This is a genomic window from Methylobacterium terricola (assembly GCF_006151805.1).
GTDB classification, from domain to species: Bacteria; Pseudomonadota; Alphaproteobacteria; order Rhizobiales; family Beijerinckiaceae; genus Methylobacterium; species Methylobacterium terricola.
In genome coordinates, this window is sequence record NZ_VDDA01000014.1 from 80,941 (window position 1) to 90,640 (window position 9,700).

Below are 9,700 nucleotides of genomic sequence, written 5' to 3' on the forward strand. Positions count from 1 at the left end.
GCAGGCAGCGCGGGGTCGGATGACGATGCGGATCACGGTCGATGGCGTGGAATGGCAGGTCGAGCCGGGGGAGGTCCTGTCCGCCGCGCTGCTGGCGCGGGGCCGCCGGGCCCTGCGCGCGAGCCCGCGCCGCGGCGCCCCGCGCGGCGCCTTCTGCATGATGGGCGTGTGCCAGGAATGCGCGATCACCGTGGACGGGCGCATCCGCCGCGCCTGCGTCACGGTGGTCCGCGACGGCATGGTCGTCAGCCTCGAGGGGGCGGGCAGCGACAAGGTGCGCATGGCGGGGGCTCACGGGGCATGAGCGGGCCCCTCTGCCATCGCGTCGATCTCGCCGTCCTCGGCGCGGGCCCCGCCGGCGGCGCGGCGGCCCTCGCGGCGAGCCGGGCGGGCCTCCGCGTCGCCCTGATCGACGAGAATCCGGAGGCCGGCGGGCAGGTCTGGCGCAAGCCGGTCCGGCCCGCCGCCCGATCCGCGAAAGCCGATCCCGGCGAGGCCCTGCGGGCGGACCTGCGCGCCGGCGGCCTCACCCTGCTGTATGGCCGCACCGTCTGGTCGGTCGGCGCCTCGCTCGACCTCGACCTGATCGACGGGGAGAGCGGCCGCTGGGAGCGCGTCTCGGCCGGGCGGCTCGTCGCGGCGGGCGGCGCGCACGAGCGCGTCGTGCCCTTTCCCGGCTGGACGCTGCCGGGCGTGGTGGGGCTGGCGGGCGCGACCATCCTGCTGAAGTCGCACGGCGTCGCCCCGGGCCGCCGCGTCCTCGTCGCCGGCTGCGGCCCGCTCCTCTTCGCCGTCGCGGCGGGCCTGGCCGGGACCGGAATCGACGTGGTGGGCGTCGCCGACCTCGCCGCCCGCGGCGACTGGCTGCGGGCGATGCCCTCCCTCCTCACCCGGCCCGGACTGCTCGGCCAGGGCGCCCGCTGGATGGCCTCCCTCAGGGCGGCCGGCATCCCGGTCTTCTTCCGCCACGCCCTGCGCCGGGCCGAGGGCGCGACGGGGATCGAGCGCGCGGTGATCGGCCCCGTCGATGCCGAGGGAGCGCCAGCGCCCGGCCCCGAGCACGCCTTCGCGGTGGATGCGCTCTGCGTCGGCAACGGGCTCGTGCCGGGCGCGGAGGTGACGCGCCTGCTCCGGGCGCCGCACCGCTTCGACCGCCTGCGCGGCGGCCTGGTCCCGGTGACCGACGAGGCGGGGCGCACCGGCATTCCCGGCCTCTACGCCGTCGGCGACGGCGCAGGGTTACGCGGCGCCGCGATGGCGGCGCTCGGCGGCGAGTTCGCCGGCCTCGCCGCCGCCGCCGATGCCGGGCGCCTCGCGTCCGACGCCTTCGCCCGCGAGGCGGCGCGGCTGCGCCGGGCGATGGCGCGCGAGCGGCCGTTCTCCGACGGCATGGCCGGAATGATGCGGCTGCGGCCGGCGCAGGTGCGCGCGATTCCCCCCGAGACGGTCGTCTGCCGCTGCGAGGACGTCACCCGCGCCGAGATCGACGCGGCCGTGGAGGCGGGCGCGCGCGACGTCAACCAGATGAAGCAGTTCACCCGCTGCGGCATGGGCCCGTGCCAGGGGCGGATGTGCGGCGACGTCGCCGCCGAGCTCGTGGCGGCGCGCGTCGGTCCGCGCGAGGCGGTCGGCAGCTTCACCGCCCGCCCGCCGCTGCGCCCGATCGGCTTCGACGAGCTGATGGGCGATTTCGACTATGCCGACATCCCGATCCCGGAGCCCGCTCCCCTATGACCATGCATGATCTGGCGGTGGTCGGCGGCGGCGTCCACGGCGCCACCGCGGCGCTCTTCGCCGCCCGCGGCGGGATGGACGTCGCGCTCTTCGACCGCGGGCCGCTCTGCCGCGAGGCGTCCGGCGTCAATGCCGGCACGCTGACGATGCAGATGACCCGGGTCGCGCTGATGCCCTACGCGTTGCGCGCCCACGCGATGTGGGCCTCGGCGCGCGACTGGCTCGGCCACGACGTCGGCGTCGTGGTCTGCGACGGCCTGTCCCTCGCCTTCACCCCGGCGGAGGAGGAACTGCTCACCTACCGGGCGGGCAAGCGGCGCGAGGCCGGCGCGCCGATCGTCCTCGTCTCCGGGTCGGAGGCCCGCCGGATCGAGCCCGGCCTGTCGCCGGCGGTGCGCCTCGCCGGCCATTGCCGGGTCGACGGCTACGCCAACGCCTACCTCACCGGCCTCGCCTATCGCCGGGCGCTGCTCGAGGCGGGGGTGGCCTTGCGGGAGAGCACGCCGGTCCGCGGCGTCACCCCGACGGGAGCGGGCTTCGAGCTCGACACCGCCTCCGGCACGGTGCGGGCGCGGCGGATCCTCCTGGCCGGCGGCGTCTGGATCGAGCCGATGCTGGCCTGGCTCGGCGTGCACCTGCCGATCAAGACCCTGGTCAACCAGCTCGTAGTCAGCGAGCGGGTCGCCCCGGTCATGCGCACGGTCGTCGGCATCGCCAACGGCCTCCTGTCGCTCAAGCAATATCCCCATGGCACCGTCGTCATCGGCGGCGGCTGGCAGGGGGTGGGCGACCGCGAGCGCGGCGGCGTCGAACTCCTGCCCGACCGCGTCGTCGGCAACGTGCGCCTGGCCTGCCACGCGATTCCCGCCCTGCGCGCCGCCCGGATGGCCCGGGCCTGGGCCGGGCTCGAGGCCGAGACCGCCGACGCCCTGCCGGTCGCCGGGCCGGTTCCGGGCGTCGAGGGCGCCTTCGTCTGCGGCTCGGTCCATTCCGGCTACACGAGCGGCCCCTACATCGCGCGGCTCCTCGCCGAGCGCATCCTCGGCCGCGAGCCGGATCTGCCGCTGTTTCCCGTCGACCGCCTGCTCTCCCGCCCCCGGGCGGCGTGAAGGATCTCCTGCCGTGCCGGTGCCCTCTCCCCTCCCCTTCGCCGAACGCCTCACGGGCATCCATGCGGCGACCATCGTGCCGATGCGCGGGCCCGACTTCGCCGTCGACGGGCCGGCCCTTGAGCGGCACCTGCATGCCGTCGCGGCCCGGCCCGGGATCCGCGGGCTGCTCGTCAACGGCCATGCCGGCGAGAACTTCGTCCTCGATCGCGCCGAGAAGGTCGCGGTGGTCGAGGCAGCGCGCCGCGTCGTTCCCGCCTGCTGCCTGATCGTGTCCGGGGTCAACGCCGAATCGAGCCTCGAGGCGGCGCGGGAGGCCGCCGCCTTCGAGGCGGCCGGCGCCGACGGCCTGCTCGTGTTCCCGCCGAACAGCTGGGCCCTCGGCCACGACCCCGCCTGCGTGGTCCTGCACCATCGCACGGTCGCGGCGGCCACCAGCCTGCCCCTGATGCTCTACGGCGCACCGGTCGGTGCCGGCGCGATGGCGTACGACGCGGCGACGCTGCGGCGCCTCGCGGCGATCGAGCAGATCGTGGCGATCAAGGAGGGCAGCTGGGAGGTGGCGCAGTACGAGGCGAACCTGCGCCTGCTCACCGGCCTGCGCCCCGACTTCAAGGTCCTGGGCTCGGGCGACGAGCATCTGCTCACGAGCTATCTCATCGGCAGCGTCGGCAGCCAGGTGTCGCTGGCCGCCGTCGTGCCGGACCTCGTCGCCGCGTTGTGGGCCGCGGCCCAGGCCGGCGATTGGGCCCGGGCCCGGCAGCTGCACGAGGCGCTGTACCCGCTCGCGGTCGCGATCTACCGCGACGCGCCGGGCGGCCGGGCGACGGCGCGGCTCAAGCACGCGCTGCACCACCTCGGCGCGATCCCGGATCCGCGCCTGCGGCCGCCGCAGCCGCCCCTCGACGCGGCCGAGCGGCAGCGGGTGGAGAGCGCCCTGCGCCACGCCGCGCTCTGAGGACCGCCCTCGGCCCTGCCGCCGCGCGGGATCACCGCACGAGGAAGTCCTTGCGCAGCATGCAGTGAACGCCCTTGTGCTGGTTGACCGTCTGCGTCACCCGCAAATCGGCGGCGATGCTGCACAGGGCGTAGGCCTCGTCGCGGGTGATGCCGACCCGGGCGACCACGAGGGCGATCATCTCGCGCAAGGCCCGCTCGGCGCAGCGGTCGAGGTCGGGATCGAGGCCCATCGTGATCACGTGGGTCGGCGTCTCGGCCTGCGGAACCGTGAGCGCCAAGTCCTTCCGCAGCACGAACTCGAACGTGCCGGAGAGCGCGGTCTCGATCGCCGTGACGTTGACCTCGCCGTCGCCCTGCGCGCCGTGGCCGTCGCCGCAGGAGAACAGGGCGCCCTCGGTGAAGACCGGCAGATACAGCGTGGTGCCGGCGGTGAGCTCCTTGTTGTCGAGGTTGCCGCCGAAGGCGCGCGGGATGATCGAGGTGCAGCGGCCCCAGGCCGGGGGCGGGGCGACCGCCATCACGCCGAAGAACGGCGACAGCGGGATGTCGAGCCCCCAGGGCATCCGGGCGGTCATTCGCTCGCGGTCGAGGGGGAGGTTCATGTGGTGGAAAGCCGGGAAGTCGTCCGGCAGGGTGCCGGCGAGCGGCCGGTGGCGGTTGAAGCCCCAGTCCTGGCGCAGCGCGACGTCGAGGATCCGCACCTCCAGCACGTCGCCGGGCTGCGCGCCCGCGATCGCCACCGGTCCCGTCAGGATGTGGGGGCCGAACGGGAGGCCGGCCTCGGCGGCGTGGATCGCCCGCAGCTCCGGCGGCACGTCGAAGCCCTCCGGCGGCAGGGCGTCGGGTCCGCCCGACACGGTCTCGATCGTGACCCGCTCGCCGCTGCGGACCGTGAGGACCGGCGGCACGGCGGCGTCGACATAGCCCCAGCGGCAGGTCTCGGGCGAGGCGGTCAGGCGATGCGTCATGCGGGGGATCCGGGATCGGCGGTCAGGGAGCCGCAGCATTGCCTGGCGCCGGCGGCGCGTCGAGGGCGGCGGATCCGGATTCGAGCCGGGCGGCGAGCTGCTCGGCGAATTTCGCCGCCACCGAGAGGGCGCGCCCGGGCAGCTGGCCCATGGCGACGCGGGCACCCCGATCTCGACCTGGACGATGATCGCATCCTCGAGGCGGACGCAAGCACGCAGGAACTCGAACGAGTTCGCGCCGATCACCGGCGCGAGGCGGACCGAGCCGTGCGCCACGGCGCGTTCCGGGAGTTCCCGTCCGCCATGGCTGCGGTCGGGCAGGGCCAGGGGATGGGCCGCGCAGTCGCAACGGGCCCGTGCCGGCGTCGGCGAGCTGCCCGCGGGCGTGCCGGATCAGCGACGCTCGGCGGGCCGGCCAACGACAGCGCCCTCACGCTGCTTCCCGCCTTCGCCAGGAGGGCGGGCCGCGCCCCCGCCACCGTCACGGTCGGCAACATGCAGCCGGCCCTGCGCGAGCCGATGCTCCAGCGCGGCCAGGTCGACGGCGTGTCCGGCTTCGTCACCACCATCCGCTTCTCGGCCAGGCTCGTCGGCATCGACCCGGACCGGGACCTGCGCTTCATCGATGACGCCAAGTCCGGCCTCGATCTCGATTCCGACGCCGTGATCGCCTCGCGCCGCCTCGTCGCCCAGAAGTCCGAGGCTGCGCCCGGCCTGCTGCGCGCCATCGACCGCGGTCTCACGGAGATGCTGAAGGACCCCGACGCGGCGATCGAGGCGGTCGCCCGGCGCGAGCCCCTGACCGACCGCGACATCGAGAAGGCGCGGCGCGTCGCGCCGCTCAAGGCCGCGATGAGCCACCCGGAAGGCCGCCGGATCGGCCCCACGCGGGTGCCGGCGGTCGGGGAGGTGTTCAGCCGCGCCTTCCTGCCGCCGCGCCCCGCGCGCATGCTGCCGGTTCCGAAGAACTGAGGAGAGGTGAAGCCCGTGCGCAATCTGGCGGCCCGACACGGTTTCGACGCGCAGGGCGCGTTCCACAATCTCGCGCTCACGCTCGCGGACGGGCGGATCGCTGCGCTCGGGACCGCGGCGGAGGCCGAGGACACCGTCGTGCTGCCGGCGCTCGCCAACGCCCACGACCATGCCCGCCCGCTGCGGCCGAGCTCGATCGGCGGCTTCAACAAGCCGCTGGAGACCTGGCTGCACCGTCTCGCGCTCCTCGCCCCGGTCGATCCCTACCTGGCGACGGTGGCGCCGCTGGCGCGGGCGGCGCTCGGCGGCCAGGGCGCGGTGATGATCCATCACGTGCGGCCGATGGGGCTGACCGACTATCCGACCGAGGCGGCTGCGATGGCGCGCGCCGCCCGCGACGTCGGGGTTCGCATCGCCCTCGGCGTCGGCCTGCGCGACCGCAATCCCCTCGTGTACGGCGATCACGGCCCGGTGCTCGACGCCCTCGCGCCCGAGGCGCGGGCGGAGATCGAGGCGCGCTTTCTCGGCCCCATGCTGCCGCTCGCCGAGCAGCTCGCCCGGGTCGAGGCGGTCGCGGAGGCGGTCGGCGGGCCGATGGTCGACGTGCAATACGCCCCGAACGGGCCGCAATGGGGCTCGGACGCGCTGTGGGAGGCGGTCGCCGAGGCCTCCGCCCGCACCGGGCGCCGGGTCACGACGCATCTCTTCGAGACGCAGTACCAGCGCGACTGGGCCGACCGGACCTATCCGGGCGGCCTCGTGCGGCGCTGGCGCGAGATCGGGCTCCTCTCCCCGCGGCTGACCCTCGCCCATTGCGTCCATGCGCGGCCCGACGAGCTCGAGATGATCGCCGAGGCCGGCTGCGTCGTCGCCGTCAACACCTCGTCCAACCTCGCCCTGCGCTCCGGGATCGCGCCGGTCGCCGAGATGGTGCGCCGCGGCTGCCGGGTCGCGCTCGGGATCGATGGCCGGCCTTCGACGAGGACGACGACGCCCTGCGCGAGCTGCGCCTGCTCTGGTCGCTGCATGGCGGCTGGGGCTTCGACACCGCGATCGCCCCGCGCCAGGCCCTGGCGATGGCCCTCGAGACCGGCCGCGTCGCGGTCGGCGCGCCGGAGGGCGGGCGGATCGCCGCGGGGGGCCCCGCCGACCTCCTGGTGCTCGACCGCGCGGCGCTCGACGAGGACGGCCTGGCGGAGGTCGATCCCCTCGATCTGCTGTTCGCCCGCGCCGCCAAGCGCCATGTCCGGGAGCTGATCGTCGCCGGGCGCACGGTGGTGCGGGACGGAATCGTGCTCGGCATCGACCTCGACGCGGCGCACCGGGCGCTGCGCGAGGCGTGCCGGGCGGCGATGCCCGGGCGGGCGGGGCTGTGGCGGGCCATGCCGGGCCTCGAGGCGGCCATCGCGGGCTATTACCGCCGTCTCGGCTGCTGCTGATCCGGGTGCCGGGCCGAACCGGCCCCTCGCGGCCTGATCGTCCGGCTCCCGCGGTGCCGCCCGCGTCATCGCGCGGATGCGGCAACTTGGACGCCCGCACTGGGAGTCCGCCTCGCGCTCCCTACCCTCGTCTCCGCCCGACGGTTCGTGCACCGGCCATCGCGGTCGGCGCGCCGCTCGGCCGGAGGCATCCCCGACGATGGCGCAAGATCTGCCGGACCTGCCGCCGAACGCATTCGCGAAGCTCGACCGCGCGCCCGATCCCCTGTTCTACGCGCAGCCCCGCTTCGTGACCCATATCGACGCCGCCGCCATCGCGGCGGTGACCGACCTGTATCGGGAGGTCGTCCCGGCGGGCGGCGACATCCTCGACCTGATGTCGAGCTGGGTCAGCCACCTGCCGGACGAGGTCGCCTATGCCGGCGTCGTCGGCCACGGCCTGAACGCCGCGGAACTCGCCGCCAACCCGCGCCTGACCCGGTACTTCGTGCAGGATCTCAACGCCGCGCCGCACCTGCCCCTCGACACGGCGAGCCTCGACGCCGCCCTGATCTGCGTCTCGGTGCAGTACCTGCAGCGACCCGTGGACGTCCTGTCGGAGATCGCCCGCGTGCTGCGCCCCGGCGCCCCGGTGGTGATCACCTTCTCGAACCGCTGCTTCCCGACGAAGGCGGTCGCCGTCTGGCACGGTCTCGGCGCCGCGGACCATGCCCGGCTCGTCAGCCTGTATCTCCAGCGCGCCGGCTTTCCCCGCATCGACGGCTATGCCCTCAGGCCCGAGGGAGGCCTCGGCGACCCCATGACGGCGGTGGTCGGCTGGACCTCCGCGGGCCGAGGAACCGAACGCGGCGCCGACGGCAAGGATCGCGCGTGCCGATCGCCGCGGCGGCAGCGCGCGTCACGCCCCGGCGTCGGTGCCGTCCCCGGCCGTCTCGCCCGGCGGGCGCGCCGGGAACCAGTTGCCGTGGAAGCCCGGCGGGATCCGGTGCCCGAGGCGGATCCCGGCGACCGGCGGCGCCTCGAACGCGCGCGCATCGAGGATCGCGAAATCCGTCGTGTCGTGCGCGGTGTCGATGACGAAGCCGACGAGCCAGCCTTCGTCCTCCTCGGCCTCCGGGTGCGCCGGCACGAAGACGAATTCCCCCGGGATGCGGTCGGCCCCGAACTCGTGCACACGGCGCCCGCCCGTCTCCAGGTCGTGCTTGTATATCTGCGTCGCGCCGGCGAGTTGCGTGTTGCCGTCGGCGGGGACGCTGACCGTGTAGAGATAGCGGTGGCTCTGCCCGAGGCGGCGCTCGTCGATGCGGGGGAATTCCTGCGCCGCGGGATCGAGCACCCGCCGCTCGACCCGCCGCGTCGCGGGATCGATCGTCCAGCGTTCGAGCCGGCCCGGGCGGTCGAGCCCGCCCGCGGCCGCGGTGAACACCGCCGCGTAGGCGACGACATCGAGGATCACCCGCCCGTCTGCGTCGTCGTAGGCGTTGGCGGCGTGGAAGACGAAGCAGGGCTCGACCTCGCACCACAGGATGTCGGCGCCGTCGCCGTCCTTGGGCAGGAGGCCCACCCGGGCCCTGTGGCCGGAATTCCAGCGAAACGGGAAGCGGTAGCCGGCCATCACAGCCGCCAGCGAGAACGTGACCGGCAGGTCGAGCACGATCACGAAGCGCGCCGTGATCGCACAATCGTGGATGCAGGGGCCGTGCTCGACCGCGACCGGCATGTCCCGCACCACCCGCCCGGCCGGTGCGACGACGACGTGGCGGACGCTGTCCCAGATCCGGCCGTCATAGGCGATGGCGTGGGTCTCGCCGGTCAGCGGGTCGCGGTGCGGATGCCCGGTGAAGGATCCGGCGAGCGTCCCGTCGAAGGGGTTGTAGCACTGCGCATCGAGGCGCCGCGAGAGCTCGACGGGGAAGCTGCCGGCCTCGACGACCGCGAAGATCCGGCCGCCGATCGCCACGACGTTGGTGTTGACGGTGTCGCTGCCGCCCCGCCGGGGCCCCGGCGCGGCCGGCCGTCCGAGCGCCGCGGCGGCGGTTCGCGAGCCGATCCAGCGGTTGCGGTACCACAGCGCCCGTCCGCCCTCGATCGCGAGGCCGTGCACCATGCCGTCGCCGAGGAACCAGTCGTGGCCCCGCGTCGCCGGACGGACGGGGTTGGCCCCCATCTTGAGGTAGAGGCCGTCGAGCCCGGGCGGGATCGCCCCGGTGACGGGCAGGGTCTCCAGCGACATCTCCTCGCGCATCGGTTCGTGGACGCCGACCACGAAGGGGTTTCGCGTTCCGGGCAGGCGCAGGCGGTTGCACGCCGCCCAAAGGCCGAGGCCCGCCTCGGCGGCGGCGCGGAAGGCCGACTGGACTCGGTTCGACATCGGCGGCAATCCCCGGATCAGGTGGCAGGCCGGAACGTCGTCGACCGGGGACCGCCCGGTTCCCGACCGCTGCGAGGACGGCCGACGGTTGCGTCATGCGTCCCGACGGATCGTCGCCGGTGACGCGCCGGAACCGGGCGCGACCAT

Annotated in this window: 10 protein-coding genes and 1 pseudogene; 8 read left to right on the top strand and 3 right to left on the bottom strand. The window is 74.9% G+C overall.

Annotation, left to right across the window (positions count from 1 at the left end):
* Window positions 1-19: 19 nt before the first annotated feature.
* From FF100_RS24345 to FF100_RS24360, 4 genes are read left to right on the top strand one after another with little or no spacing between them, the layout of a single operon-like run.
* Window positions 20-304: a (2Fe-2S)-binding protein gene (locus tag FF100_RS24345; RefSeq protein ID WP_139038359.1), complete on the top strand. Its 285-nt coding sequence runs from the start codon at window positions 20-22 to the stop codon at window positions 302-304.
* Window positions 301-1,734, top strand: coding sequence for an FAD/NAD(P)-dependent oxidoreductase (locus FF100_RS24350; RefSeq protein ID WP_139038360.1), 1,434 nt, complete (start codon window positions 301-303; stop codon window positions 1,732-1,734). Before FF100_RS24345 ends, FF100_RS24350 begins: the two co-directional genes overlap by 4 nt.
* Window positions 1,731-2,843 carry an NAD(P)/FAD-dependent oxidoreductase gene (locus tag FF100_RS24355; protein WP_139038361.1) on the top strand — a complete coding sequence of 371 codons (1,113 nt, stop codon included), beginning with the start codon at window positions 1,731-1,733 and terminating at the stop codon, window positions 2,841-2,843. The genes FF100_RS24350 and FF100_RS24355 overlap by 4 nt, the downstream gene beginning before the upstream one ends.
* A gap of 13 nt (window positions 2,844-2,856) precedes the next feature.
* Window positions 2,857-3,801, top strand: coding sequence for a dihydrodipicolinate synthase family protein (locus FF100_RS24360; RefSeq protein ID WP_246102306.1), 945 nt, complete (start codon window positions 2,857-2,859; stop codon window positions 3,799-3,801).
* Window positions 3,802-3,832: 31 nt separating this feature from the next.
* On the opposite strand, the gene FF100_RS24365 is transcribed toward FF100_RS24360, so the two are convergent.
* On the bottom strand, window positions 3,833-4,771 hold the full coding sequence (locus FF100_RS24365) for an acetamidase/formamidase family protein (protein ID WP_139038362.1): 939 nt from the start codon (window positions 4,769-4,771) through the stop codon (window positions 3,833-3,835).
* A 22-nt stretch (window positions 4,772-4,793) separates the two neighbouring features.
* Window positions 4,794-4,922: a hypothetical protein gene (locus FF100_RS38395; protein WP_281287313.1), complete on the bottom strand. Its 129-nt coding sequence runs from the start codon at window positions 4,920-4,922 to the stop codon at window positions 4,794-4,796.
* Window positions 4,923-5,074: 152 nt separating this feature from the next.
* On the opposite strand from FF100_RS38395, the gene FF100_RS24370 reads away from it, so the two are divergent.
* The 4 genes and pseudogenes from FF100_RS24370 to FF100_RS24385 form a co-directional block, all read left to right on the top strand.
* Complete coding sequence (locus FF100_RS24370) at window positions 5,075-5,743, top strand: ABC transporter substrate-binding protein (protein WP_171070312.1); 669 nt, start codon at window positions 5,075-5,077, stop codon at window positions 5,741-5,743.
* A 15-nt stretch (window positions 5,744-5,758) separates the two neighbouring features.
* Window positions 5,759-7,000, top strand: coding sequence for an amidohydrolase family protein (locus FF100_RS24375; RefSeq protein ID WP_171070313.1), 1,242 nt, complete (start codon window positions 5,759-5,761; stop codon window positions 6,998-7,000).
* Window positions 6,901-7,182: a hypothetical protein gene (locus tag FF100_RS24380; protein WP_139038365.1), complete on the top strand. Its 282-nt coding sequence runs from the start codon at window positions 6,901-6,903 to the stop codon at window positions 7,180-7,182. The genes FF100_RS24375 and FF100_RS24380 overlap by 100 nt, the downstream gene beginning before the upstream one ends.
* Before the next feature lie 199 nt (window positions 7,183-7,381).
* Window positions 7,382-8,008 (top strand): annotated as a pseudogene (locus FF100_RS24385) (class I SAM-dependent methyltransferase); the annotation flags it as partial.
* A 72-nt stretch (window positions 8,009-8,080) separates the two neighbouring features.
* Here the strand turns inward: FF100_RS24385 and FF100_RS24390 are convergent.
* Window positions 8,081-9,553, bottom strand: a complete 1,473-nt coding sequence (locus FF100_RS24390; protein ID WP_139038366.1) for an 8'-apo-carotenoid 13,14-cleaving dioxygenase — start codon at window positions 9,551-9,553, stop codon at window positions 8,081-8,083.
* Window positions 9,554-9,700: the final 147 nt, after the last annotated feature.